21 protein-coding genes and 1 pseudogene are annotated in these 25671 nt (G+C 63.1%); 10 read left to right on the top strand and 12 right to left on the bottom strand.

Going from position 1 to position 25671, the window contains the following annotated elements; all coding sequences use genetic code 11:
* Positions 1-40: 40 nt before the first annotated feature.
* Both ACNQOP_RS00890 and ACNQOP_RS00885 read right to left on the bottom strand, forming a co-directional pair.
* Positions 41-787, bottom strand: a complete 747-nt coding sequence (locus tag ACNQOP_RS00890) for a M50 family metallopeptidase (protein ID WP_257368182.1) — start codon at positions 785-787, stop codon at positions 41-43.
* Between the two features lie 2 nt (positions 788-789).
* Positions 790-1407: a TetR/AcrR family transcriptional regulator C-terminal domain-containing protein gene (locus ACNQOP_RS00885; RefSeq protein ID WP_284985627.1), complete on the bottom strand. Its 618-nt coding sequence runs from the start codon at positions 1405-1407 to the stop codon at positions 790-792.
* A 161-nt stretch (positions 1408-1568) separates the two neighbouring features.
* On the opposite strand from ACNQOP_RS00885, the gene ACNQOP_RS00880 reads away from it, so the two are divergent.
* Together ACNQOP_RS00880 and ACNQOP_RS00875 are read left to right on the top strand one after the other, a co-directional pair.
* Positions 1569-3026, top strand: a complete 1458-nt coding sequence (locus ACNQOP_RS00880; RefSeq protein ID WP_416403006.1) for an APC family permease — start codon at positions 1569-1571, stop codon at positions 3024-3026.
* Entirely contained in the window at positions 3016-4650 is a 1635-nt protein-coding gene (locus ACNQOP_RS00875; RefSeq protein ID WP_416403004.1) for an amidohydrolase, read from the top strand. The genes ACNQOP_RS00880 and ACNQOP_RS00875 overlap by 11 nt, the downstream gene beginning before the upstream one ends.
* Here ACNQOP_RS00875 and hrpB read toward each other — a convergent pair.
* Positions 4647-7265 carry an ATP-dependent helicase HrpB gene (gene hrpB / locus ACNQOP_RS00870; RefSeq protein ID WP_416403003.1) on the bottom strand — a complete coding sequence of 873 codons (2619 nt, stop codon included), beginning with the start codon at positions 7263-7265 and terminating at the stop codon, positions 4647-4649. The two genes, ACNQOP_RS00875 and hrpB, sit on opposite strands and share 4 nt — an antisense overlap.
* Positions 7266-7369: 104 nt before the next feature.
* Positions 7370-8413 carry an NAD(P)-dependent alcohol dehydrogenase gene (locus ACNQOP_RS00865; RefSeq protein WP_257368187.1) on the bottom strand — a complete coding sequence of 348 codons (1044 nt, stop codon included), beginning with the start codon at positions 8411-8413 and terminating at the stop codon, positions 7370-7372.
* Positions 8414-8801: 388 nt separating this feature from the next.
* Between ACNQOP_RS00865 and ACNQOP_RS00860 the strand changes: the two genes are divergently transcribed.
* A complete protein-coding gene (locus ACNQOP_RS00860; RefSeq protein ID WP_416403001.1) occupies positions 8802-9890 on the top strand; it encodes a fatty acid desaturase family protein in 1089 nt (362 codons plus the stop codon).
* Between the two features lie 91 nt (positions 9891-9981).
* Here the strand turns inward: ACNQOP_RS00860 and ACNQOP_RS00855 are convergent, their stop codons facing one another.
* Together ACNQOP_RS00855 and ACNQOP_RS00850 are read right to left on the bottom strand one after the other, a co-directional pair.
* Positions 9982-10545: a Clp protease N-terminal domain-containing protein gene (locus tag ACNQOP_RS00855; RefSeq protein ID WP_284985622.1), complete on the bottom strand. Its 564-nt coding sequence runs from the start codon at positions 10543-10545 to the stop codon at positions 9982-9984.
* Positions 10546-10681: 136 nt separating this feature from the next.
* Positions 10682-11617 (bottom strand): 5'-3' exonuclease, encoded by a 936-nt coding sequence (locus ACNQOP_RS00850; protein ID WP_416403000.1) that lies wholly within the window; start codon positions 11615-11617, stop codon positions 10682-10684.
* 191 nt (positions 11618-11808) lie between these two features.
* Here ACNQOP_RS00850 and ACNQOP_RS00845 point away from each other — a divergent pair, with 191 nt between their 5' ends.
* Together ACNQOP_RS00845 and ACNQOP_RS00840 are read left to right on the top strand one after the other, a co-directional pair.
* Positions 11809-13740 carry an FAD-binding monooxygenase gene (locus tag ACNQOP_RS00845; RefSeq protein ID WP_416402999.1) on the top strand — a complete coding sequence of 644 codons (1932 nt, stop codon included), beginning with the start codon at positions 11809-11811 and terminating at the stop codon, positions 13738-13740.
* A gap of 195 nt (positions 13741-13935) precedes the next feature.
* Positions 13936-15228 (top strand): MFS transporter, encoded by a 1293-nt coding sequence (locus ACNQOP_RS00840; RefSeq protein ID WP_416403249.1) that lies wholly within the window; start codon positions 13936-13938, stop codon positions 15226-15228.
* Here the strand turns inward: ACNQOP_RS00840 and ribA are convergent.
* Complete coding sequence (gene ribA, locus ACNQOP_RS00835) at positions 15215-17134, bottom strand: GTP cyclohydrolase II RibA (RefSeq protein WP_416402998.1); 1920 nt, start codon at positions 17132-17134, stop codon at positions 15215-15217. The genes ACNQOP_RS00840 and ribA overlap by 14 nt on opposite strands.
* Positions 17135-17281: 147 nt before the next feature.
* Between ribA and ACNQOP_RS00830 the strand changes: the two genes are divergently transcribed.
* Complete coding sequence (locus tag ACNQOP_RS00830) at positions 17282-17542, top strand: hypothetical protein (RefSeq protein ID WP_257368438.1); 261 nt, start codon at positions 17282-17284, stop codon at positions 17540-17542.
* A 60-nt stretch (positions 17543-17602) separates the two neighbouring features.
* Here the strand turns inward: ACNQOP_RS00830 and ACNQOP_RS00825 are convergent, their stop codons facing one another.
* Together ACNQOP_RS00825 and ACNQOP_RS00820 are read right to left on the bottom strand one after the other, a co-directional pair.
* Positions 17603-17956, bottom strand: a complete 354-nt coding sequence (locus ACNQOP_RS00825) for a TraR/DksA family transcriptional regulator (protein WP_349470179.1) — start codon at positions 17954-17956, stop codon at positions 17603-17605.
* Between the two features lie 6 nt (positions 17957-17962).
* The gene (locus ACNQOP_RS00820) at positions 17963-18445 is read right to left on the bottom strand and encodes a pyridoxamine 5'-phosphate oxidase family protein (protein WP_257368194.1); all 483 of its coding nucleotides are present in this window, start codon (positions 18443-18445) and stop codon (positions 17963-17965) included.
* A 217-nt stretch (positions 18446-18662) separates the two neighbouring features.
* Here ACNQOP_RS00820 and ACNQOP_RS00815 point away from each other — a divergent pair, with 217 nt between their 5' ends.
* Positions 18663-19055, top strand: a complete 393-nt coding sequence (locus ACNQOP_RS00815) for a hypothetical protein (RefSeq protein WP_416402997.1) — start codon at positions 18663-18665, stop codon at positions 19053-19055.
* Between the two features lie 48 nt (positions 19056-19103).
* Here the strand turns inward: ACNQOP_RS00815 and ACNQOP_RS00810 are convergent.
* Both ACNQOP_RS00810 and ACNQOP_RS00805 read right to left on the bottom strand, forming a co-directional pair.
* Positions 19104-19720: pseudogene (locus ACNQOP_RS00810) on the bottom strand (dihydrofolate reductase family protein).
* 82 nt (positions 19721-19802) lie between these two features.
* Positions 19803-20198 (bottom strand): hypothetical protein, encoded by a 396-nt coding sequence (locus tag ACNQOP_RS00805; protein ID WP_416402996.1) that lies wholly within the window; start codon positions 20196-20198, stop codon positions 19803-19805.
* A gap of 37 nt (positions 20199-20235) precedes the next feature.
* On the opposite strand from ACNQOP_RS00805, the gene arfB reads away from it, so the two are divergent.
* The 3 genes from arfB to uvrA are packed head-to-tail and all read left to right on the top strand — an operon-like array spanning position 20236 to position 23713.
* Positions 20236-20655, top strand: a complete 420-nt coding sequence (gene arfB / locus ACNQOP_RS00800; protein WP_416402995.1) for an alternative ribosome rescue aminoacyl-tRNA hydrolase ArfB — start codon at positions 20236-20238, stop codon at positions 20653-20655.
* Between the two features lie 45 nt (positions 20656-20700).
* Positions 20701-21135, top strand: a complete 435-nt coding sequence (locus tag ACNQOP_RS00795) for a RidA family protein (RefSeq protein ID WP_257368199.1) — start codon at positions 20701-20703, stop codon at positions 21133-21135.
* 10 nt (positions 21136-21145) lie between these two features.
* Positions 21146-23713 carry an excinuclease ABC subunit UvrA gene (uvrA, locus tag ACNQOP_RS00790; RefSeq protein ID WP_416402993.1) on the top strand — a complete coding sequence of 856 codons (2568 nt, stop codon included), beginning with the start codon at positions 21146-21148 and terminating at the stop codon, positions 23711-23713.
* Between the two features lies 1 nt (position 23714).
* On the opposite strand, the gene ACNQOP_RS00785 is transcribed toward uvrA, so the two are convergent.
* A complete protein-coding gene (locus tag ACNQOP_RS00785; protein ID WP_416402992.1) occupies positions 23715-25463 on the bottom strand; it encodes a pyruvate dehydrogenase in 1749 nt (582 codons plus the stop codon).
* Positions 25464-25671: the final 208 nt, after the last annotated feature.

Here is a 25671-nt window from a genome sequence, read left to right as displayed (position 1 = left end):
CTGCCGGCGTCGGCCCTTGATCCACCGGCCCGGCTTTGGACTAAACCGTGAGCATGCCCCACAGCAGCCAGGCAGCCACGAGTGAGCACCCCGCAATTACCAGGGTGAAGCCGGCCAGCCAGACGTAGGCCGGGACACCCGTGGTGCGGCCCAGAATGAATGCGTCCGAGGCCGCCAACCGGTTCCGTCGCCGGGTATGGACACCGACGAGTTTGAAGAGATCGCGGACACCGCCCACGGAGAGCGCAACACCAAGTGCCAGCACGACGTAATTGACGGTGGTGGGCGCCGCAAACAGTATCAGGACCTGGGCAATGACCGCGCTGCACACTGCCACCAGTATGCCCGTCAGGTTCCTGAGGAAGACCAGCGAAACCAGCAGTATCAGGGCGCCCACGGACATTGCGGCTCCCGAACGCCCGGCAGCGCATGCGGCGATCAGGCTTAGGCCCACAACCGCCGGGGCCGGATAACCCCAGAATCCTGACCATGCCGCACCGAAGGAACTCCGGCCGCTGCTGACCAGCCGGCCCGAATGGTCCAGCCCGATGCGAAGTCCGTGGACGAACCGGCCGGTCATCAGGGCTGCGTACGCGTGGCCGAGTTCGTGGACGAAGGTCACGTACAGGCCGAACCAGCGCCATGTGGGCCGTGGAATGCTCAGGACCACGGAGCAGGCGAGAATGCCGAGCAGGGCAGGGAGGGGAACTGCAGTGGTATGGGTGTCGGTGAAACCGCGAAGCACCGCGTCCCACCAGTTGTGGGCCACATTTCCAGCAGCGTCCACGTCTATTGCACCGTCGACTGGAGGCGCGAGTGGAGGCCTGCGATGAGGATTTCCAGACCGAATTCGAAAGCGGCTTCACCGCGTTCAGTGGGAGGGCCCGCATAGCTCAGGGCATGGGTGAGCGTCGGATAGCCGTGCAGCGGCGGAGCCCAGACGACGTCAGGAGCTGCCAGGTCCAGGGCGAACCCCAGCGCGAAGCTGTCAATGGTGGAGATCGCGGAGACCACGTCCCGGCCGGTGAACCCGGCTGTGCGGAGGGCGACGGCAAGGTTTTCGTAAAGCGCCAGTACTTGGGGGTCCTGGACTGTTTGGAGTACCAGCAGGGGCGCGAGCCTGGGGTGGCGGGCAAAAGCGTCGCGGTAGCTGCGGACAATCGCGCGGAGTGATGCTTCCCAATCCTGGTCGTCGCCGAGTACGTAGGGCAATTCTGCGATGATCCGCCCGCGCATGAGCTCAAGTATCTCTTCGCGACCGCTCACGTGGTTGTAGATGGAGGACTGGCTGACCCCGATCCGTTTGGCCAGTTTCGGCAGGCTGAAATCCCCTGCCTCGTCCACCAGTTCGAGGGCGGCGGTGACGAGTGCGTCGACCGATATCAGTGGGACCAGCGGGCGTGCCATGCGGGTGTCTCCATTCGCGGTTGTTGTTACGACTCTAGCCAGAAGTTTGCGTCGAAGTATTGTGCGGAGGGTCACAGGCCCTTACGATAAACGAAAGCCTTTCGCTTTAGGTTCCGGAACCTCCAAGAATTCCCCTCCCCACAGAACCCCAGAGGACCCCCATGTCTGACCTCGAAACCCGACCCCCGGCAGCAGATGCCGGGAATGGGCTCAAACGGAATGCCATCGGCACCGGCGGCATCGCCTTCCTGGTGATCTCCGCAGCAGCCCCCCTCACCGTGATGGCCGGAGTGGCACCAGTAGCCCTTGGCGTTGGGGGCATCGGCGCCCCCATGGGGTATGTCATCGCCGGCGCGGTACTCCTGGTGTTTGCCATCTCCTTTATGGCCATGACCAAACACGTCAAGGCCGCCGGCGGCTTTTACACCTACATCACGCTGGCCATGGGCAAGACCGTGGGCCTGGCATCAGCCATCCTGGCAATCGTTTCCTACAACTGCCTGCAAATCGGCGTCTACGGGCTCTTCGCAGTCCAGACCCAAGCGATGCTCCACACGCTCTTCGGCCTCGACGTTCCCTGGCCGGTAGTGGCCTTGGTTGCGATCGCAGCGGTGTGGTTCCTTGGATACCGCGGCATCGACGTCGGGGCAAAGGTCCTGGGGGTCCTGCTCATCGCCGAAACCGCAATCCTTGCCGTCATGGGGGTTGGAATCCTGGCCCGTGGAGGCGCCCAAGGCATCAGCTTCTCCTCCTTCTCCCCCGAGCATGCGTTCACGCCAGGCGTGCTGGCCATCCTCGCCATCTGCTTCGCAGCTTTCATGGGCTTTGAATCCACGGTGCTGTACCGGCGCGAAGCACGCAATCCTGACAAGTCGGTCCCCCGGGCAACCTACATTGCCGTAGGTTTCATGTCCGTGTTCTACGCGTTCATCGTCTGGACCGTCATCCAGGCATATGGGGACGGAAACGTGGTGGAGGCTGCCGGTGAACTGGCCGATGGCATGTTCTTCGCTACCATCAACCAATACGTGGGGCCCTGGGCCGAAGTCGTCATGTACGTGCTGATCGTGACCAGTGTCTACGCATCCCAGCTTGCCTTCCACAACGCCATCAACCGCTACGTGTACATGCTGGCGAAAGACGGCGTCCTGCCCGCATTCCTTGGCAAGACACACCCCAAATACAAGTCGCCGCATCGTGCAGGTCAGATCCAGACTGTCCTGGCCGCCGTCGTCATTATCATCTGTGCGATCGCCGGGGCCGACCCTTACAAGCAACTCCTGATCTGGGTCAACACACCGGGTATTTTCGGGATTGTCGCACTCCAGGGACTGGTGTCCGTTGCCGCCTTTACCTACCTGCGCCGTAACCCTGCCGCTGTCACGAACCGCCTGATCATCCCCCTGACAGTAGCCTCGGCCATCCTCCTGTTCGGAGTGGTGGCACTGATCGCCATCAACATCGAACTCCTCACCTTCGCCGATGCCCTGACCAATACCATCCTGCTCCTGGTATCACCGCTGGTGTTCCTTGCCGGCCTGCTCATCGCCCGTGGCCTGCGCACCAACCGCCCCGACGTCTTTTCCCGGATTGGAAGCTTTGAAACCCATGACTCCTGACCTCATCGTCCTTGCCGACACCGTTCACACACTGGATGACCGGCCACACCATGAGCCCATACAAGCCGTCGCAGTCAGCGGTGGCGTGATTGCCGCCGTCGGAAGCCGCACGGACGCCCAAAGCTGGCGCCAAGCGGGAACCCGGGTGGTGGACCTCGGTACGGCTACGCTGACTCCCGGCCTGGTGGACTGCCACATCCATCCTGTCTTTGGCCTTGACCTCACCATGGGGGTCGACCTGTCCGGTGCGGCGACATTGGCGGACGTGCGCGCTCTGTTGCGATCGGAAGCAGCGAACGACGGCGAGTGGTTGCGTGGCTGGGGCCTGAACCCGAACGCTTTCGGCACCACCCCCATGCACCGGCATGCCTTGGACGATGTCAGCGGCGGGAAGCCAGCCCTTGTACGGCTGTTCGATGGCCATTCGGCGCTGGCCAACAGCCGGGCGCTTGACCGTGCCGGTGTCCATGGGCCGGAGGAATTCAACCAGGCTTCAGAGGTGGTTTGCGACGGCGATGGCACCCCTACCGGGCTCCTGCTGGAAGCCGCGGCCATGGAACTCGTCCAGCGGCACATGCCGCAGGAGTCCTTCGCCGAGCGTAAGGCGCGGCTGGCCGGGTTGCTGAGGGACTTCGCCCGTTCCGGACTGACCGGCGGGCACATCATGGACCACAGTGAGGAATCGACCGCCCTGTTGCAGGCACTGGAAGCAGACGGTGACCTGCCCCTTCGGCTGCGCACGGCCCCGTGGTGCATGCCAGGCAGCGGCGAAGCCCAGTGGAAGGAGATGGCCCGCAGTATCGGAACCGGTGGTCGCCGCTGGTCCATTGAGGCCATCAAGCTCTTCGTCGACGGAACAGTGGACAACGGCACCGCGTGGCTCTACGAACCGGACACCCTTGGCCAATCCACAGCAGCGTTCTGGCCTCGTCCCGAGGACTACACCGCCGCTGTCCGCTACTTCGCCTCCCGGGGAATCCCCACAGCGACCCACGCCATCGGAGACGCGGGCGTGCACCATGTATTGAACGCGTTGGAATCGCTCTCCGAGACTGTTCCTGCCGATGTCCTGCGCCGGACCGTGCACCGGATCGAGCACATCGAATCCGTACCGGACCAACTGGTGGAACGCTTCAGGGACTCGGGAGTGGTGGCCAGCATGCAACCAACGCATTGCACGCACTATTCGCTCGCGGACCACAGCGACAACTGGTCTATCCGCCTGGGCCCCGAACGTGCGGACAGGGCATGGCGGTGCAGGGACCTTCGTGATGCCGGAGTGACCCTGGGCATCGGCTCGGACTGGCCCATCGCCCCCTACGAACCGCTTCCCATCATCGCCGATGCGCAGCTGCGCCGGCGATCCGGACATCCCGAGCAGCAGCCCATCGCCCCAGCCCAGGCCCTCACCGCGCTCCAGGCCCTGGAGGGATACACCTCGCACGCGGCCAAGGCTGCAGGGCTGTGGGATGTATCGGGCTCCATCACCGTGGGCAAGCGCGCAGACTTCACAGCCTTCGAGCTCGATCCCCTGACCACCGGGCCTGACGAGTTCGCCGCCAGCAGCGTTGTGGGAACCTTCGTGGATGGCGAGATGCAGTTCATGGTGGAGCGGTTGGGCTAGCCGGCCTGCATCCGGTTCTTGGTTTTGGCCGTGGCCGGCGCCGTCCACGGGTCTTCGGGCCAGGGATGCTTGGGGTAGCGCCCACGCATCTCGGCCCGGACCTGCGCGTACGGCCCGGACCAGAACGAGGTGAGGTCGTCCGTGACAGCCAACGGGCGTGCGGCCGGTGATAACAAATGGAAGAGCACCGGAACGCGGCCATCGACCAGGTGCGGCGTACGGTCCCAGCCAAAGCATTCCTGGAGCTTGACCGCCACAACCGGCCTGCCGCCGTCGTCGTCCACGTCCGGATAATCAATCCGCACCCGCGAACCGCTCGGCACCTCAAGGCGCTCCGGCACCAGGCTGTCCAGCCTGGTCGCTTCCGGCCAAGGCAACAGGCGCCGCAAGGGTTCCACGAGGTTGATGGAGCCGGCAGGCGTGCCGGAGGCGATGGTCTCCAGCTCCGGGCCGAACCATTCGTCCAGGCGGGCGAGCAGGCCATCCTCACTGACGTCCGGCCACGGATCACCGAGCTCGCGCCTCAGTAAAGCGAGCCGCCTGCGCAGGGCATCGGCCGGTGCAGACCACCCCATCATCGAAAGACCGGTGTTCTTCAGCGCCTCCGTCACGGCGTGCCGACCGGCTTCCACGCTGGGCCTGACCGGCGTGGAGGACAAGACGATGGCGCCCAGGCGACGTTCCAGCTTGGCGGTGACGCGCCCTTGGCCGAACTTTGCCTGCACCGTCTGGAGAAGGAGGTGGGGGGCTGCGGCTTCTGCAAGTTCTGCCGACAGTGGTGCTGCCGATCGGATCACCGCACCGGTACCCGCAGCGTCACGGCCATGGGCCCGGGACACTTCGGCGACAGCAAGCCACTCATGGGCCGTCAACGGGCTACCAGCCGGGAGACCGGCACGCGTTCCGGAGGAGAGCAGGTACGTGATGCTTCCATCGCCGGGAACGCGCCGGGCGATCCGATCCGGGAACGCCAACGCCACCACAAACCCGGGCGCTTCCCTCGCCGTGACGCCCTTGCTTACTTGGGAAGGTTCGACGGCGGCCGCCTCCCGCCGCGCCATCGACTCCATCCGCCGCGTGTCCTCCGCGAATCGCCGGGCGCCGGGGTGTGAAGCCGAACGCAGCGATGAGAGCAATGCAGTGAGATCGGCTCCGGGAGCCCGCTGGTCCCCCGCCACCAAGGCCACCGTTTCAGCGGCCGAACGTGGACCGGCAACGCTGGATCCTTCCAGCAAGGCGCGTGCAAGCCGCGGATCGGCCGGGATCCGGGCCAGGGTTTTGCCCAAACTGGTGGCGGTTCCGTCGTCCGCCACCGCTCCCAATTCCCGGAGCACCTCCACGGCATCCCTCATGGCGATGGCCGGAGGTGCATCGGGAAGCGATAAGCCCTCGCCGCCAGGCGCGCCCCAGCAAGCCAGGACCAATGCCGCACCTGTCAGGTCCGCGACGGTAATCTCCGGGGTCTGGTGAGCGGGGGCAGCGGAAAACGCCTGCTGGTCATAACAGCGCACTACCGTGCCCGGACCCTGCCGCGCAGCCCGGCCGGCGCGCTGCTCCGCCGAGGCGCGGGAACAAGAGACCGTCACCAGACCGGACATGCCCCGCCCCGAGTCGCGGCGCGGTTCCCGGGAGAGCCCCGAGTCGATGACCAGGCGAACCCCCGGAACGGTGAGCGAGGATTCCGCCAGGGACGTGGAGACAATGATCCGGGGCGCGCCTCCGGGTTCCCGGCCTGATACAGCGCGGTCCTGGGACTCCGGTCCGATCTGGCCGTGCAGCTCCAGCACCTCGATTTCGTCGGCCACCTGCCCCCGCAGGCGGGCAGCGATGTCGGACACCTCCCGGGCGCCCGGAAGGAACACCAAGGCATCCACCCCGGGATTGGTGTCCAGGGCAGCAGCGTGGGTGGTCGCCGCGGTGAAGGCAACGTGGTCGAGGAAGCTCCGGGTTACACCCCGCTCATCCAGCCGCCGGTCCCGGGAAGGCACCCACCGGACCTCCAACGGATGCAGCGCGGACGGGCAATCAACCACCGGAGCAGGACCGGCGCCCTCGTGCCCGGATTTACCCAGGAGCGCCGCAAAACGAGGCGCGTCGACGGTCGCCGACATCGCCACTAATGACAGGTCTTCCCGGAGTTCGCGGACCTCAGCGAGCATGCCGAGAAGAAGGTCCGTTTCCAGCCCGCGCTCGTGGACCTCGTCCAGGACGACCGCATGGACGCCGTCAAGCCCCGGATCAACCAGCAGCCTACGGAGAAGAATGCCGGGCGTGACGAACTCCACCACTGTGTCGTTGCTGATTTTGCTTTCACCCCGGACGGTGTAGCCTACCCTGCCACCAAGCCGCGAACCGTCCAGGCTGGCAAGTCGACGGGCGGCGGACCGGGCAGCGACGCGCCGGGGCTGGGTAACGACGACGCGAGGCTGGCCGGGGTGCCGTTCGGACACAAGATTGGACAGCAGCGGAGGCACCAAAGTGGTTTTACCCGTACCTGGCGGTGCCTGCACGACTGCGGTGCCGGCGTCGCCCTGGTTGATGAGGGCCGAGGCGAGGTTTTCGAGGGAATCGGCGAAGACCAATCCCCTGCCGATGGCGTCCAGTCTGAATGTCACCAGACCATTGTCCCTGTTGGGGGCGCGGGAAAGGCCACGCTTCCGGGAGGAGGCGTGGCCTTTCGTGTTTTGGTGTTGCCGTGTTTACGGTGTCGCCGGGGGTCCTAGCCGATGGTGGAGGTGTCGATGACGAAGCGGTAGCGCACGTCGGAGGCCAGGACTCGCTCGTACGCCTCGTTGATCTGGCTCGCGGGAATGACCTCGATTTCTGCGCCAAGGCTGTGCTCGGCGCAGAAGTTCAGCATTTCCTGGGTCTCCGGGATGCCGCCGATCATGGAACCGGCGAACCGTCGACGGCCGCCGATAAGGGCGAAGGCGTTCACCGGCAGCGGTTCAGCCGGCGCTCCAACGTTGACCAACGTTCCATCGAGGGTCAACAGCTGCAGGTAGGAGCTGATGTCGATGGAAGCGCTGACAGTGTTGATGATGAGGTCGAAGGTTCCTGCAAGCGCCTCGAAGGTGGCGGGGTCGCTGGTGGCGTAGTAGTGGTCCGCGCCGAGCTTGAGGCCGTCTTCCATCTTTTTCAACGACTGCGACAGGACGGTCACCTCGGCACCCATTGCGTGGGCGATTTTGACGCCCATGTGGCCCAATCCGCCCAAGCCGACAATGGCGACCTTCTTGCCGGGACCCGCACCCCAGTGGTGCAGCGGGGAGAAGGTGGTGATGCCTGCGCACAACAGCGGCGCGGCAACATCGAGGTCCAGACCTTCCGGAATGGTGACAACAAAGTCTTCGTTCACTACGACGTTGGTTGAGTAGCCACCTTGGGTGATGGTGCCGTCGCGGTCCACTGCGCCATAGGTGCCCACGTTGCCCTTGAGGCAGTACTGCTCTTCGCCGGCCAGGCAGTTCTTGCACTCCTTGCAGGAATTGACCATGCAGCCGACGCCGACGCGGTCGCCCACCTTATGCTTGGTGACCTCGGAGCCGACTTCGGTGACGATACCGGCGATCTCATGACCCGGGACCAGCGGGTACTGCTGGGGGCCCCAGTCACCGCGGACGGTGTGGATGTCCGAGTGGCAGATTCCGGCGAACTTGATGTCGATATGGACGTCGTTCGGGCCAACCTCACGGCGTTCGATGGTGGTCAGGGTCAGGTCGCCCGTGGCCGAGGGTGAAGCAAATGCGGAAGCGGTAGGCATGTTTCTCCTGCGTGTCTGTCTTAAGTGGATGTTTCCATCTAACACTCTTTGCCTGAAAGGAAGGGAGGCACTGCTGATAGGGGTATTGGCAGTGACTCCCTGAGCCGACCAAAAGTCTTACCGTTGAACCATAGACAACCGGACCGAGACACGCGACTTCCTCTCCACCCGGCGGGCAAAGATCACTCCGGAGTATTTCGCCATCTCACTCAATCTCCTGTGTCGTGGAAAGTCGTCTCGACTTTCTCGTCCATACGTCGAGTGGGTCGAGGAAATTTCGACATCCTGCCTCGAGATTTTTCGCGGGCTTTGTTCGGGGTTGGGGCGTACTCTGAAGAGACGGTGGAAAACGATGTGTTCAGTCCACCGGTAATTGGCTAGAGGCACCGTGGCACCAGAAGTTTCGTCCGAGAAGTACCGTCCGGAGCGAGGTGCCACCGCCCGGGCGGTCAACTCGTACTCCGCACTCCTCAGGTCCGTCCGCGATGCAGGCCTGCTTCAGCGCCGCAGAGGGTTCTACATCACCATCTTCATCGTCCTGATGATCGCATGGGCCGGAACGTGGAGCGGTTTCCTCCTGCTCCGGGATACGTGGTTCCAGCTCCTCGTCGCAGCGTTCATGGGCGTGGTACTTACCCAGTTTGCTTTCCTGGCGCACGAAGCCGCTCACCGGCAGGTGTTCAAGTCCAAAGGAATGAACGAGTGGTCCGCTCGACTGATCGGCACAGGACTTGTCGGTATCAGTTACTCCATGTGGGCGCAGAAGCACACAAGGCACCATAACTTTCCCAATGTCATCGATAAGGATCCGGACATCCACACTGGAGCCATTGCGTTCCACCCTGGGGCGGCAAGCGGCCGGCATGGAGTCATGGTGCATGTCACCCACAAACAAGGCTGGCTGCTGTTTCCCCTTTTGTTTTTCCTAGGTGTCAGCTTGCACATTGATTCGTTGAAATACCTGTTGCGTCAAGGGAAAGTGGACCACCGATGGGTGGAGATCCCCGTCATCGTGCTGCGGTTGCTGATTGTACCGTTCTTGGTCTTTTCGCTCCTGCCGTTAGGGATGGCATGTGCTTTCCTTGGCGTACAACTGGGTGTTTTCGGTTTCTACATGGGCGCTTCCTTTGCGCCGAATCACAAAGGAATGCCCATACTCCCACCGACCAGCAGGGCCGACTTCCTGAACCGCCAGGTCCTCACGGCACGCAACATCACCGGCGGCCTGTTGATGGACACCCTGATGGGCGGATTAAACCGCCAAATCGAACATCACCTTTTCCCCGACATGCCGCGGCCCTACCTCCAGCGGGCTTCTGGGATCGTCAGGGGGTGTTGCGATGATCTGGGCATTCCTTACACGGAGACCAGTTTGATTGCTTCCTATGTGATCGTTGTGAAGTATCTGGACGGTGTAGGCCTGTTTGCCGGGGAACCTTTTGAGTGTCCCGTTGCAGAGCAGTTCAGGCCGCATTAGGTGTCTCCCCGAAACATGACGCGAAGGATCCCCCAAGCCGAAGCCTGAGGGATCCTTTTCAGTTGGCTTCCAGCCAGGGAGGGGCGGGCACCTAACGCTCGCCGCCGCCTCCGATGACCCCGGCTTCGACAGCCTTGGTCACGGCGTCAGCTTCGGCCTGCGTGAGCTTTCCGTCTGAAACGGCTTTGTCGAGCCTGGTCTTCAGTGCAGCTGCGCGCTCTGCCTGGCCGGCAGTGCGGATCTCCTCCAGCGCGCTGGTCACCTTGGCCTCGTCAACACCCAATGCCGTGGCCAGGGACTTGGCCAGTGCGGCCTCTTGCGCCGTCCGGTCCGGCTTGGTGCCTTCCGATCCTTCAGCAGGTGGCGTGGCGGGCTTGTTGGCCTCGCGGAAAGCCTTGAGGGCTTCGGTGACCTTGGCTTCATCAACACCCAGCTTGGTTGCGAGCTGGGAGGCGATCTTGCCCCCGTCGCGTCCATGGCCGTGGCCTCCGGGCTTGCCCGCGTGATCAGCTGGGGCTGTGCCCGCATCCGTGGAGGATGTGGCACTCGGCGACGGGGTAGTGGCTGCTGTCGCCATCCCTGTCACTCCCATCCCCGCGCCAAGGGCCAGGGCTCCCGCCGCGATTCCGAGTGTGATTTTCTTGGTTTTCGACATATACCTCTCCTCAATGGACCGTGTTGCCTCGGTCCGTGCCTGAGGGACGGTCAGGTGTGCCGTCCTCTTAACACGATGGAGGTGCTACCCCAGTCCGCGCTGTTGTGAACCTGTAATTCCGCTGTGAATTCGAGGTTCAGCCGAGCTTGTCCAACGCATCCAGGAGCCTCTTCACAGCGCCACCCAGGTTCCACTCGGTAGCGAGCCGCTCAAGTTCAGCGCGTGCATCCCCTGTTACTGGCCGCAGTTCGGCGCCGGCTTGTTCGAGCGTAGGAACCTCCAGGTCCCGGACAACATTGACGACGGCGGGCGCAACCTTAAGGTAGTCCGCCGCCGCTGAAAGTTTGGCCCGCACCGTAGCCGACAGTCCGCCGTCGGGCGTCTCGGCAGCCTCCAGCAGGCCAGCCAACGAACCGTGCTCGCCCAACAAGGACGCTGCGGTTTTTTCACCGATTCCGGCCACGCCGGGCAGCCCGTCGGAAGCGTCACCCCGCAGGGTCGCAAAGTCGGCGTACTGCTGGGGCAGCACCCGGTACTTGCCCACAACAACGACGTCGGTCATCACCTCAAGGTTCTTCATGCCGCGGGCGGTGTAAATGACCCTGACGCCGCGGTCGTCGTCGACGAGTTGAAACAGGTCGCGGTCGCCGGTGACCACATCGGTGGGGAACTGTGCGTGACTGGCGTACGTGCCAACGACGTCGTCGGCTTCGTGATCATCCGCGCCAACGACCGCAATGCCGGCGAGCTCCAGCACTCGCTGGATCATGGGGATCTGTGCCTCCAACGGGTCGGGAACCACTTCGATGTCGGGACCGTCCGGGACGAGCTCCGCGACACGGTGCGATTTGTAGCTGGGAATCAGCCCTACCCGCCATTTGGGTCGCCAGTCGTTATCCCAACATGCCACCAAGTGGGTTGCTTCATAGTCGGTGATGAGACGGGCAATCATGTCCATCAGGCCCCGTACCGCATTGACCGGTGTTCCGTCTGCGCGACGGATCGAATCCGGCACCCCATAGAAGGCGCGGAAGTACAACGAGGCAGTGTCCAGAAGCATCAGTCGAGGCATACCTGATCCTCACATGCCCAACCACTATTCCGAAGGAACTGGAGTGCAACCGGGGTCAAATCCGAAAGGACTTGAACGCGTGTGTGACCCGCATTACGATTGTATGAGCGATAATCGAACAGCCTGTTCTATTATCGAACACAGCCCGAACACCCATGAAGCACCAGCCCACGAAGAAGTGAGGAAAGCCCGTGCAGTTCCACCACCACGGTTACGTATCCGGGGACCCCCGAGTCGAGCCGGCAGCCGGCGTCGGTCTTGATCGACCAGCCGGGCTTCCCGATGAAGTTGACGTGCTGATTGTTGGCACCGGCCCCGCTGGCATGCTCACCGCGGCACAACTGTCCCAGTTCCCGGGTGTCACTACGCGCATCATTGAGAGGCGACCGGGCCGGCTGGCGATAGGCCAAGCCGACGGCATCCAGGCACGCAGCGTGGAGACCTTCCAGGCGTTTGGGTTCGCTGAGCGGATCATTGCCGAGGCGTACCGGATTACCGAGATGGCTTTCTGGAAGCCTGACCCTGCCGATCATTCGCGCATCGTCCGGGCTGCCCGCGCGGTGGACGATCCGGCGGGGATCAGCGAATTCCCGCACCTGATCGTGAACCAGGCACGTGTTCTGGACTATTTCGCGGAATTCATGGCCAACTCTCCCACCCGAATGGTTCCCGACTACGGTTACGAGTTCCTTGGCCTCAATGTCACAGGCGAAGGCGACTACCCGGTCACTGTGACGCTCGGCCACACTTCCGGTCCCAACGAAGGCCAGCAACGCGTGATCCGTGCCAAGTACGTGGTGGGCGCCGACGGCGCCCGCAGCAAGGTCCGCGAATCCATCGGCTGCCATCTTGCAGGCGATCAGGCCAACCATGCATGGGGTGTCATGGACGTTCTCGCCGTCACAGACTTCCCCGACATCCGCACCAAGTGTGCCATTCAGTCCGGCTCCGGCGGCAGTATCCTCCTGATTCCCCGCGAGGGCGGGCACTTGTTCCGCATGTACGTGGACCTGGGCGAGGTCGCTGCAGATGACCACGGCGCGGTCCGCAAGACCACCATTGAGCAGATCATCGCCAAGGCCAACGACATCCTGCACCCCTACACGCTGGATGTCCGCAATGTTGCGTGGCACAGCGTCTACGAAGTCGGTCACCGGCTCACGGACAGGTTCGACGACGTCCTGCCGGAAGAGCGCGGCACGCGCACACCACGGGTGTTCATCACCGGAGATGCTTGCCACACCCACTCCGCCAAGGCCGGGCAAGGCATGAACGTCTCCATGCAGGACGGCTTCAACATCGGCTGGAAACTCGGCCACGTCCTCGAAGGCCGGTCCCCGGAATCGCTGCTGGACACCTACTCCGCCGAACGCCAGGTCGTGGCCAAGAACCTGATCGACTTCGACAAGGAATGGTCCACCCTCATGGCTAAGAAGCCCGAGGAATTCAAGGACCCTACGGAGCTGGAAACGTTCTACACGAGCACCGCGGAATTCCCTGCCGGGTTCATGACCCAGTACGCCCCCTCCATGGTCGTTGCCGAGGCTGCACATCAGGAACTCGCCACCGGCTTCCCGGTGGGCAAGCGTTTCAAATCAGCACCGGTGCAGCGTGTCTGTGACACCAACCCGATGCACCTTGGACACCACGCAAAAGCCGACGGACGCTGGCGGATTTACGTCTTCGCCGACGCCGCAGCTGCAGGATCCGCCGGCCCGGTCGCGGACTTGGCCGAGTGGCTCGAAACCGCACCCGACTCCCCGCTGGCCGCTACGCCGTCGAGCCTTGACCGCGACGCTTGGTTCGACGTCAAGGTGATCTACCAGCAAGACCACACCGGAGTGGACATCAACGCCGTCCCGGCGGTCTTCAAACCTACTGTGGGACCGTTCGAGCTCACGTACCTTGAGAAGGTCTTCGGAACCGACCCGGCAAACGACATCTTCGAACAGCGCGGACTCAGCCGCGACGGCGTCGTCGTGGTGGTCCGCCCCGACCAATACGTTGCCAACGTCCTGCCCCTGACCGCAACGGCCGAACTCGGCGAGTTCTTCAGGCCCTTGCTTTCGGCGCACCACACGGTAAGTACCGCTGCAAATGGCCTGGTGAGCAACCAAGCTTAACGATGTACCGCCAAATGCCGGGGAACCCACGCAGGGTTCCCCGGCATTTGCCGCTTAACGGTGCCCGAAGATCTACATTCCCCTAACGCAAACCCCTAGTGGCACATCAAACCTCCCCCGGATCTGGCGAACAGGGGCGATCAGCGCGAGAATTGGCGTGTGGTCCTTCCCCGCCCTGGCGGAAGCGGCGACACCATGAATCCCGCCGCACGAACGATCCAACGTGTGTACCTCACACTGACGCTGGGTAATACCGTGGCGGCGTCCTTCATCTGGGGTATCAACACCCTTTTCCTGCTTGATGCGGGCCTCAGCAACTTGGAAGCCTTCGCCGCGAATGCCTTCTTCACAGCTGGCATGGTCCTCTTCGAAGTTCCCACCGGGGTGGTCGCCGACGGTTGGGGCCGCCGCGTATCGTTCCTGCTCGGTACCGTGACACTGGCCGTGTCCACCTACCTGTATTACGTGCTCTGGCAGGTCTCAGCCCCGTTTTGGATGTGGGCCGTGGTTTCGGTCCTGCTGGGCCTTGGCTTCACGTTCTTTTCCGGAGCCGTCGAAGCGTGGCTCGTGGACGCACTGCGATTCTCCGGTTACGAAGGCAGGCTCGAATCCGTGCTTGGCCGCGGGCAAATGGTCCAGGGCCTTGCAATGCTGTTTGGGTCCGTCGCGGGCGGCGTGATTGCCCAAGCTACCAACCTGGGCGTGCCTTTCCTTTTGCGCGTGGGGGTGCTGCTTGCCATGTTTGCAGTGGCCTTCGGTCTCATGCACGACGTCGGCTTCTCGCCTGAGCGTTCAACCAGCCCTATGCGGGCTGTCCATACCGTACTGACGGCCTCGATAGACAACGGCCTGAAAAACCGGCCCGTTCGGTACATGATGCTGGCGGCTCCCTTTAGCGCCGGCGTCGGAATTTACGTCTTTTACGCTCTGCAGCCGTACCTTCTCAACCTTTTTGGGGACCCGAAAGCCTATTCCATCGCGGGCCTGGCCGCCGCGATTGTCGCAGGCTCGCAGATTCTGGGCGGCTGGCTGGCCCCGCACGCCCGGGGACTGTTCCACAAACGCACGTCAGTGATGATCCTCGCCGGCCTGATGGGTGCCGTGATTCTCCTGGTGCTGGGATCCACGCGCGTGTTCTGGGTAGCCCTGGTGCTGCTGGCGTTGTGGGCCGTGGTGGGTTCTGCGGCTACTCCGGTCCGAAAGGCGTATGTGAATGACATGATCCCGTCGAAACAGCGGGCCACCGTCCTCAGTTTCGATTCGCTGATGGGTTCCAGCGGCGGAGTGGTGATCCAACCACTCCTGGGCCGCGGCGCGGACCTTTACGGTTATCCGGCTTCATTGGCCATGGCCGGCGTTATCGAGCTTATTGCGGTGCCCTTCCTGCTGGCGAGCAGGAAGCAAGGGGCCGCGGCGGACCGGGCCAGCACCTTGGCTGCGGAACCAACCCCGGAGGGCCCAGCTCCTGAAACGCCTAGAACGACCTGACGGTGAACCCCAGGCCCAGCAGTCCCCGGCCTGCTTGCTCAACAATGGGGTCGAAGCTGAGCGTGGGATGGTTCAGGAGGACATTCACGTCCCTTTGGATGCGCTGCAAGGGATGCGACAAGCGGTGTGCGCTGCCGCCCGAACCCGCGACGACGAGCCTGACCGCGGCCTCCGACGCCTGGCCGCTGAGGGCAAGCGATAGCCGGTACCGCGACCGCTCCGTATCTGTCGGCTCCGTGCCTGTTGGCGCCGTGCCCGTTGGCGCCGTACCGGAGCGCGCGACGGTTGCCGCCAGAATCCGGACCGCCTCCTCCCAATGCATCCGGGCAGTAGCAACCAGTCCGAAGGCCTCGGAGAAACGGGCTTGGGCAAGTACAGAGTCCGCTTGGCGCACCTCGGTAGTGTTTTTGACCTTTCGCACCATCAATTGCGCTTGAAACAGCTCCAAGGCATGCTCTGCGGCGCCCAAGGCGGTGGACGGTGCCACCAGGTTCAGCAGCGTTGCCATGGGGATGTGAAGTGTGGGATCAGGGTGGACCAAGCTGCCGGGGTTGTCCGAAGCGCTCAGGTGACCCCAGTCCATGACCCGGTAGTCCGGGACAAACAGGTGATCTGCCCGCAGGTCATTGCTGCCCGTCCCCCGCAACCCTGCGGTATGCCAGGCGTCCATCAATTCGAGCCCCGCGACAGGGACCAAGGCCTGGAGACGGACACCGTCGCAGTCAACAGCCAGGAGCGCCCACTCCGAATGCATGACTCCTGAAGCAAAACTCCAGTGGCCGGAGACGTTGTAGCCACCAGGAACCTTCGTGGCGGCACCGACGGGCGCACCCGTCGCTGCGGCCAGTGGAACCCTCTCCAAGGCAAAGACTTCGTCCTGGACTTGCTTCGGCCAGCGGGCCAACATCCACACATGTTCCATCAGGTGCCCGGCGGTCCATGCAGTCGATGCGCAACCGCGGGCAAGTTGCCTGACCACCTCAGCGTAGGTCTCCACGCCCATCCCGTAACCACCAACGCCCTTGGGTGCGAGGAGGCGGAAGACGCCCGACCGGCGGAGGTCGGTCATGGTGGATTCGGGCAATTGGCGGAGTTCCTCAGTTTCGGATGCGCGTGCCCTAAGGTGCGGGACCAGGGCTTCTGCCCGGGAGATCAAAGTTCCCGGGCTTGGCGGTTCCGTGTGGAATCCCGGGCTCCGGACCTCCGGGACAGGCTCAGGCACCAAGGCAGGCTCAGGCAATTCCAGCACATGTCCTGTCCGGTCGCGTTTGGCTGCCAGGTACGCCAGGTTGGCTTCGGACACATGGACGCCGGTGGGCACTCGTTCGCTGATGTCGATTCCCAGTGCGGAGAGCTGCGCTGCCTTGTCAGGATTGTTGCTGAGAAGCCGGATTCGACTGGCACCAATGGCCTGGAGCATCTGGACTCCGGCAGAGTAGTCACGTTCGTCTTCGTCATGGCCAAGAGCCAGATTGGCTTCGTAGGTATCCAGGCCATTGTCCTGGAGCGCGTAAGCATCCAGTTTGGAATACAGGCCAATGCCCCGGCCCTCCTGTCGAAGGTACAGCAGGAAACCTCCGACGGCGGCAATCTCCTCCACCGCTTCACGCAGCTGTGGACCACAGTCGCAGCGCTCGCTGCCAAAGACGTCACCTGTCATGCATTCGCTGTGAAGGCGCACCAGAGGAGCAACACCTGTTTCGCTATCCGGGGCCAGCAGGGATTGCTCCCATGAGCCGAGGGCAAGAAGCAAATGCTCCTTGCCGTCAGCCAGGCCGTGGAACGTGAAGACTTCCGCCGTCGTCCGGAATCCGTCAGGAAACTGAAGCGGCACGGTGACGTTGCTGCGAACGGTCGCCCTGGGCAGCGATGCAGCGGGTGGTGCGGTGTCCAGGCAGGCGGTCATGTGGGGTCCTTCAGGGTTTGACAGGAAGGCAAAGCTTGAACCTTCAAGTAAACCGTACAACCAAAGGGTTGAACCTGCAACTAAAACGTCGACCATAGAGTCCCATGCGGGAAGATAGGGGAAACCTCTTCTGAAAGCGTGGCCGCATTGATTTCCCTACAGCAGGATCCCCAAGGTTTCATCCGCATGAAGCGCCACTTCCCAAACGGCATCAACGTACAGATTACCTTCACCGATGGCACGCAGGAGATCCTCAGCGGCCGGCAACTCAACGAGGCCTACGACCAAGCCCTGGCGGACTACCGGGCGGGTAATCACCTCGATGCCAAGGGCTTCTCCCGTGGACCGCAAAAGAAAGTTCACCAGGGCATCGAGTACGTTCCGGTCAAGCCGGGGATGGGGACCTAGCGGACGCGGAGCCTGAACCCCGAGCAGCCAAGGAAGCGAAACGGCCACTCCTCGAAAGAGCTATGCCCTGCCGGAGGCATGCTTAACGCAGAACGGCGTCCATGGCCGGGCCTCCAGCCGGCCCTCTGGTATTACCGCACCACACACGGCGCACAATCCATAGCTCCCTGCGGCAATGCGCTCAAGAGCGGCGTCAATCTGGGCCAGTCCACGCTTGCTCTGCTGCAGTAGCGCAGAGGCCTGGGAAAGTTCAAAAGCGATGGTGCTGCCCTCGGGGTCATGCTCGTCATCAACATTCGAGTCCTGCCGTGCGCGGTTCACCGATGTGATGTCGCTGCTCAGCGCCGCGAGAAGTTCGAGCTTCTGCTGCTTCTCGTCCTCCAGGAGGCGCCGAAACCGCCCCGAATCAACCACGTCGGTTCACAGGTCAACCGTACCGCTCTCGCCGACGCTCATCCGCGAGTGGGTGACCTTGGACTTCACCCACTGCAGCACAGTCGCAGCCGTGCCACCAGGGCTGGTCCAGTACTCGGCAGACTCAGAGTCGACACGCAACAGGCAGACCTCCGGGGTCTCAGGGCCGTCCGGGAACCACGCTTCAACTGTTTGGTTCCACATGTCCCGGATTATCTGCCGGTCAGTGACCACCTCGGCGTTTCCGGCAACAGATACCCACTCCGTGTTCTTTCCGAAGGACACGTTGACCCGTGGATCATTTCGGACATGCGCTACCTGTGACGTACCCAGTCCCGTGAAGAACCACATGTCGCCGTCGTCCTTGACATCCTGGATCGCCAGCGGACGGCTAACCAAAGCACCTTGTTCATTGACTGTGGTCACCATGCCAATCTTGGCACCGTTGATGATGTCCGTGACTTTGCTGATGTCGCGCTCTTCTGCCATGTTCGCCTCAACTCTCTTTGTTCGGGGACGCCCCCACGCCCAGCCTATTAGTAAGTTTGCTTATTGACTACTGGTGGTGGCCGACAACGGCAGCAACGGGAATCAAGAAGGGCTCCTGTCCGTTTACTTTTCATGATGGTGTGACGTGGCAATGACCACGGGCGCCTGGGCTTGAGTGAACGGGCTTGAGCGACGACAGGAAGTGTGGGGACTGACCATGACGTTGAACGAAACCATCGCCCATGTTGAGGCAGCGCACCTCATGGTCCGAGACGACAAAGAGTGGGACGGGCTATCAAAGAGTCTGTTGGACGCCTACAACATTCAGGACGAGGACCTTATTGAGCAGCTAAGGCCACCGTTCCTGCAGTCATGGCGGACCGTCACCACCTACGTCCTGCGCGACGCCTTCGATGCCACTGGGATTACCGTGGCGGATCCCAGCCATCCGTGGGGTATTGCGACGCTCATGGCAAACGGGACCAGCAGCGAGCCCATATTGTGGCGGGAGACCAAGGACGGCGGGGCGGGCTTTGAACTACTGACCTTCTCCGAAGCCATGGCCCACTATGCCGACTGCTTGAAGAGTTTGCTCCCCGAACAGCCCTAGTCCCGGCTGTCCACCAGGACCCTGCGGATCCTGTTCCTGTGCGGTGCCTCACACTCGACCAGCCCGTGGGCCGTCGATGAGGGTAGGAACGTACTCGAGCATTTGCAGCCCGCCTTCAAACCTCCTGCTTCCCACCATGTCAAGGGAGACATCCGGATAGCCGTCGTAAATCCGCTCCCGTCCCGTCCGGCCTGTGATGACGGGGAAAATGACCAGTCGATACCTGTCAACCAGGCCTGCAGCCAGCAAGGAACGGCTAAGACTGAGGCTGCCCAGGGTCATCAACTTCCTGGTTCCGGATTCCTTCATCCTTCGCACGGTCTCCACCGCGTCACCGCTGACCAGCTCCGAGTTGGGCCACGCCAAGGGCTCCTCCAGGGTGGATGAGAAGATGACTTTGCGCATGGCGGCCAACCCGGTGAGGGCGGCGTCTTCTTGTTCGGAGAAGCCTGAGTCTTGGCCCGCGGCCTGTTCGGACATACCTGACATGACCCTGTAGGTATTTGCCCCATCAGAGTGGTGAACTCCTTTTTGCCTTCTTCCTCCAGCCACGCCAGGTACTCCGGGCTCTCCAGCCCCCACCATCCCGGCCACCCCTCGGCTGAAGCGTAACCGTCCAAGGAAATAATCAAGTCCACTGTCAGCGTGGCGGACGATTCGCTCATCTGGATCTCCTGGTTTTGGCCGCACGGACCTGCCGTTCGCAAATGCTAGCTCCGCACCGATCGGGCGTTCAAGGGCCAGCGGCTAGATGATCACCAGGAGAAGTCCACCGACAGTACTCAGGAAACCAATGCCAGTAAGGACCCAGCCAAGAATCAGCACGGTGTTGTCGTACTTGGGCGGCTGAGGGGAGCATCTGGAGGGGTGGCAGATATCGTAGTGGACCACCACTGACCGTGATGTGAGGCTGCCATCTTTTGCGGCGACGTCCAGGAGGACTTTCTGTTCCTCATTGCGTTGGTCCACCCAGTGGAGTCCCAGGTATCCCCCGGCGGTGAACTGTTCGCCGTCGGCCGCCGCCCAGGGGCAGCGGCGCCTCGCAGCAACCCACGCGATGACCAGCAGAGGCACGCCGGGGACAAACCCCACCCACGTCATCACCTCAAGAATGGGGCCGAGGAAATCCAGGGAACCGGCCATGACAAGATCCTAGCGTGGGGCGTGCAACGCTTAATCCATGGACTTGGACATCCCGCCCTCGCTGAAAATCCCCGCCGCTGAACTCAGCTGGCGGTTTTCGCGGTCCTCGGGCCCGGGCGGGCAGCACGTCAATACCACCGACACCCGCGCCGAAGTGATGTGGAACGTCGAGGAGTCCCTTGCCCTCACTGATGAGCAACGCCAACTCCTGCTCCAGCGGCTTGGTCGCAGGCTCGTCTCAGGCGTCATTACTGTGACGGCGTCCGAAGAGCGGTCCCAGCTTCGCAACAGGGAGCTCGCCCTTGCCAAACTGGCCGGCCTCATTGAGACGGCCCTCGTTCCCGAGTCGGTCCGTCGGCCTTCCAAACCAACCCGTGGCTCGGCACGACGCCACAGGGCTGCCAAGGAACAACGGTCGGCAACCAAGCAACAACGACGTCGGCCTGCCGCCGATTAGCGGCGCCCCCTTTTGGCCGTCGACGCCGGATGGCACCATACCCTCATGTCACCTATTCAGCGCCTCCGCCCACCCGGGTTGGTCAACAGCCCCGCCTTCAGCCACGTCGCCGTCGTTCCCCCCGGCGCAACAACCATCTACGTCGGTGGTCAGAACGCCGTAGACCGGAACGGAAAACTGGTTGGAGAAGGCGACGCAGCCATCCAGTCTGCCCGCGCACTGCACAACGCCAAAACTGCCCTCGAGGCCGCGGGCGCGGGCCTGGAAGACGTCATCCAGTGGACTGTGCTCTTCGTTGAAGGTGCCGACCTCTCGGCAGGCTACGGAGCGATTGCTGCGCAGCTCGCTTCAGAGGAGCCACCCCTGGTGACGGCAGCTTTCGTGGCGGGCCTGGGCGTACCCGGTGCGCTGGTGGAGATCAGTGCGGTAGCCGCCGTCGTCAACGCTGAGGAAAACGGTGCGGGAGCCGGACGCCGATAGAGTCGTGTCAATGGACAGCAAACTGATGACGACCCAACGGCCCGGACCCGACCCTGCTGCACCGCAGTCCCCCGCCGAGGACGGCTTCGTGAGGGTCCACGGGGCCCGCGAGAACAACCTCCGCAATATCGACGTGGACGTCCCGCGCGATTCCATCGTGGCCTTCACCGGAGTTTCCGGTTCCGGGAAATCCTCCCTGGCCTTCGGAACCATCTTCGCCGAAGCCCAACGCCGCTACTTCGAATCCGTGGCCCCCTACGCCCGACGACTCATCCAACAGGGCCACAACCCCAGGGTCGATTCCATCACCGGCCTGCCACCCGCCGTCGCTCTCCAACAACGCCGCGGTACCGCCACTGCCCGCTCAAGTGTGGGAACAGTGACAACCCTGTCGAACTCGCTGCGGATGCTTTTTTCACGTTCCGGGACCTACCCGGAGGGCGTAGGGCACCTCGATTCCGACGCCTTCTCCCCGAACACCGCGGCAGGTGCCTGCCCCGAGTGCCACGGTCTGGGTACCGCCCACACCGTCACCGAAGCGTCCTTGGTCCCTGATCCGACCCTCAGCATCCGGGATGGTGCCATTGCAGCCTGGCCAGGGGCCTGGCAAGGGAAGAACCTCCGCGACATCCTGACACACCTGGGCTACGACGTGGATACTCCCTGGCGAAAGCTTCCCAAGAAGGACCGCGATTGGATCCTGTTCACCGAGGAGCAACCGGTGGTCGAAGTGACCCCGCAGCGGGATCGGGTGGCCAAGCCATACAAAGGCCGGTTCTGGAGCGCCAGGAGCTACGTCCTGCACACCTTGGCCGATTCCAAGAGCACCACCATGCGAGAGCGTGTGCTGCGCTTCATGGTCAGCGGTCCGTGCCCGCGCTGCGGCGGCAGCGGTCTGCGGCCGGAGGCGCTGGCGGTGACCTTTGCCGGGAAGAACATCGCCGAACTCAATGCGCTGCCCATGACTGAGCTGGCCGACGTCATCCGGCCGACGACCAAGCTTGAATCCGCCGGAACAGCTTCCAGAAAGCATGTTTCCGGCGAGGTCACCGAAGTAGCCGTTGCCATCACCCGAGACCTGCTCAAACGCGTCACGGTACTGACTGACCTTGGCCTCGGATACCTGGCGCTGGGCCGCCAGACGCCCACGCTTTCCCCGGGCGAAATGCAGCGGCTCAGGATTGCCACGCAGCTGCGGTCAGGGCTCTTTGGGGTGGTGTATGTGCTCGATGAACCGTCGGCGGGCCTGCACCCCGCCGACGCCGAGTCCCTGCTCGATGTCCTGAACCAGCTCAAGGCCTCCGGCAACTCCGTGTTTGTGGTGGAGCACAACATGGAATTCGTGCGGGCTGCCGATTGGTTGGTTGATGTTGGTCCGCGCGCAGGTGAAGGTGGCGGGGAGATTCTCTACAGCGGGCCCGTATCCGGCCTCGCAGACGTTGAGGAGTCCGTGACGCGGCCCTTCCTTTTCCCTGCCGGCAGCTCTGGTGGCAAGCAAAAGAACGACGGCGGTTCTGCCGCCACCGGGCGTCGGCCACGCACAAGCCCACCCCGTGAAGCAACAGAATGGCTGACGCTTCACAACATCAACCGGCATAACCTGCGCGACCTTGAGGCCACATTCCCGCTGGGTGTCCTGACAGCCGTGACAGGAGTTTCAGGTTCTGGAAAATCAACCCTTGTCAGTCAGGTCCTCGCCGAGGTGGTGGGCGCGGCGCTTCATCCCGGGAGCCTGGAGACTACGGACGGGGACGCAGCCGACAGCGCGGGAACAGTTTCCGGACTCCATGGGCTGGACCGGCTCGTCAAGGTCGACCAGAAGCCCATTGGCCGTACACCCCGGTCCAACCTGGCGACGTACACCGGCCTGTTTGATGGTGTGCGGAAAGAGTTCGCTGCCACCGAAGACGCCCGAGCCCGCGGCTTTGGCCCTGGCCGCTTCTCCTTCAACGTCGCCGGGGGCCGCTGCGAAACCTGCCAGGGCGAAGGTTTCGTCGCCGTGGAGCTTCTGTTCCTGCCCGGCAGCTACGGTCCATGCCCGGAATGCCAGGGCTCACGGTTCAACCCGGAAACCCTTGAAGTGAAGTACCACGGTAAGAGCATCGCAGATGTCCTGGGCATGACAGTGGAGGCTGCGTCCGGCTTCCTGTCCGGGCTGCCAGGCGTCGCACGCAGCCTGCAAACCCTGCTGGAGGTGGGCCTGGGTTACCTTCGCTTGGGACAGCCTGCCACCGAACTCTCCGGTGGTGAAGCCCAACGCATCAAGCTCGCTACTGAGCTGCAACGCGTTCAGCGGGGGCACACCCTTTACGTCCTCGACGAGCCCACCACGGGGCTTCACCCCGCTGATGTGCAGCTCCTCATGGCGCAACTGCACCGGCTCGTGGACGCGGGGAACACCGTGATCGTGGTCGAACACGAGATGGACGTCGTTGCCGGGGCCGACTGGGTGATCGACCTGGGACCGGGCGGCGGCGACGCCGGCGGCACAATCATCGCCGCTGGGCCGCCGGCCGCCGTCGCGCGTTCCACCACCAGCCGGACGGCACCCTACCTGGCAGCCGCTTACGGGCGCTGAGTCAGCGTCGCGGGATGTTCCGCAGGTTGCTGCGGGCCATGCTGACAGCCTCACCGGCACCGCGGTTCAGCACCACCTTGGACATCGCAGTGGCGAAGCCGATGACCTGCGAACCCGAAATCTTCGGCGGGATGGACAGTGCGTTCGGGTCCGTGATGAGTTCCACCAAGGAAGGGCCGGGATGCGCGAACGCCTCCCGGTAGGCGGCCTCAATGTCAGCAGGATCCGTAACGCGCACGGCATGGAAGCCCAGGGCCTTGGCCACGCCCGCATAGTTGGCGTCGGGCACATCCACACCGAAATCGGGCAGTCCATCCACCAGCATTTCGAGCTTGACCATGCCCAGGGTGGAGTTGTTAAACACCACGACGTTGACCGGCAACTGGTGCGCTGCCACGGTGACGAGCTCGCCCAGCAGCATGGACAAACCGCCATCGCCCGACACGGAAACCACCTGCCGCCCCGGATAAGCCAGCTGCGCACCGATGGCATGTGGAAGCGCGTTCGCCATGGACCCGTGCAGGAAGGACCCAATCAACCGACGGGTACCCAACGGGTTGATGTAGCGGGCAGTCCAGACATTGCACATTCCAGTGTCGGCGGTGAAGACGGCGTCTTCGGCAGCTACCTGGTCGAGCAGGGACGCCGCGTATTCGGGGTGGATGGGCTGCTTCTTCTCGACCTTGCGCGTGTAGGCACCCACCGCCTTATTCATGAGCCGATCGTGCTTCTTGAGCATCTGGTCCAGGAAGCGCCGGTTCTTCTTTGGCTGTACCAACGGCAGGAGGGCTCTCAGAGTGGGGAGCACGTCGCCATGGACTGCGATGTCGACGTCGGTCCGACGCCCCAGCCGCTGCGCGGCGCGATCAACCTGCGCGGTCCGGGTGTCCGGGAGGAACTGGTCATAGGGAAAGTCGGTACCCAGCAGGATGAGCAGGTCGGCGTCTTCGATACCCTCGGCGGCGGCACCATAACCGAGCAGTCCGGTCATGCCGATGTCGAACGGGTTGTCGTACTGGACGAAGTCTTTGCCCCGCAAGGAATGGCCAATCGGGGCGTTGATCAGTTCAGCCAAGGAGATCAGCTCACTGTGCGCGCCTTCGACGCCCGCGCCGGCGAAAATGGCGACCTTTCCGGCGTCGTTGATGGCTCCAGCCAGTTCCTGGACGCTGGTTGGATCAGGGACCAGACTGGCGGGCCGGAAGGTCGCCGGCAGGGGCGTAGGCGCGACGGCCTCGAGTCCCGCGATATCCCCCGGCAGGGTAACCACGGCGACACCGCCCAGGCCCAGTGCGTTCTGGATGGCGCTGTGCATGACCCGCGGCGCCTGTTCGGCGGTGCTGATCATTTCGGAGTACACGGAGCATTCGTTGAAGAGCCGGTCCGGGTGGGTCTCCTGGAAGAAGCCACTGCCGATCTGCTTGCTGGGGATGTGGGAAGCAATGGCCAAAACGGGTGCGCCGGTACGGTTGGCATCGTAGAGGCCATTGATCAGATGCAGGTTCCCCGGGCCGCAGGAGCCAGCGCAAACGGCCAGTTTGCCGGTGAGCTGGGCCTCGGCAGCGGCAGCAAAGGCGGCAGCTTCCTCGTGGCGGACATGGATCCAGTCGATGCCGCCCTTGCTTGACCCGCCTGTTTGGCGGACTGCATCGACCACCGGGTTGAGGCTGTCCCCCACTATTCCGTAGATCCGCTGCACCCCGGCAGCCTGGAGTTGTTCGATAAGTTGGGTGGCAAGTTCCTTCGCCATAATGTGCAGGCTCCCTCAGTTGTGGCGGTGGGCTGACATGGCCAAATATAGTCGCCCAGCCTCCGAGCGGTCTGCGCATCATGGTGCCGAGGCATGAGTCTGCTCAGCGCGGGGGTTCATCGGCAAGGGACAACCCGAATTTTCGACCCTGACGGGCTCGTGAAGCCGGGCAGGATCAATAAGTTCAACCAGCAATTTCTGCATTTCA

This window comes from Arthrobacter sp. LFS091 (assembly GCF_047977885.1).
Taxonomy (GTDB): Bacteria; Actinomycetota; Actinomycetes; order Actinomycetales; family Micrococcaceae; genus Arthrobacter.
The sequence above is the reverse complement of the archived record's forward strand: the minus strand, read 5'-3'. Positions and strand labels throughout refer to the sequence as shown.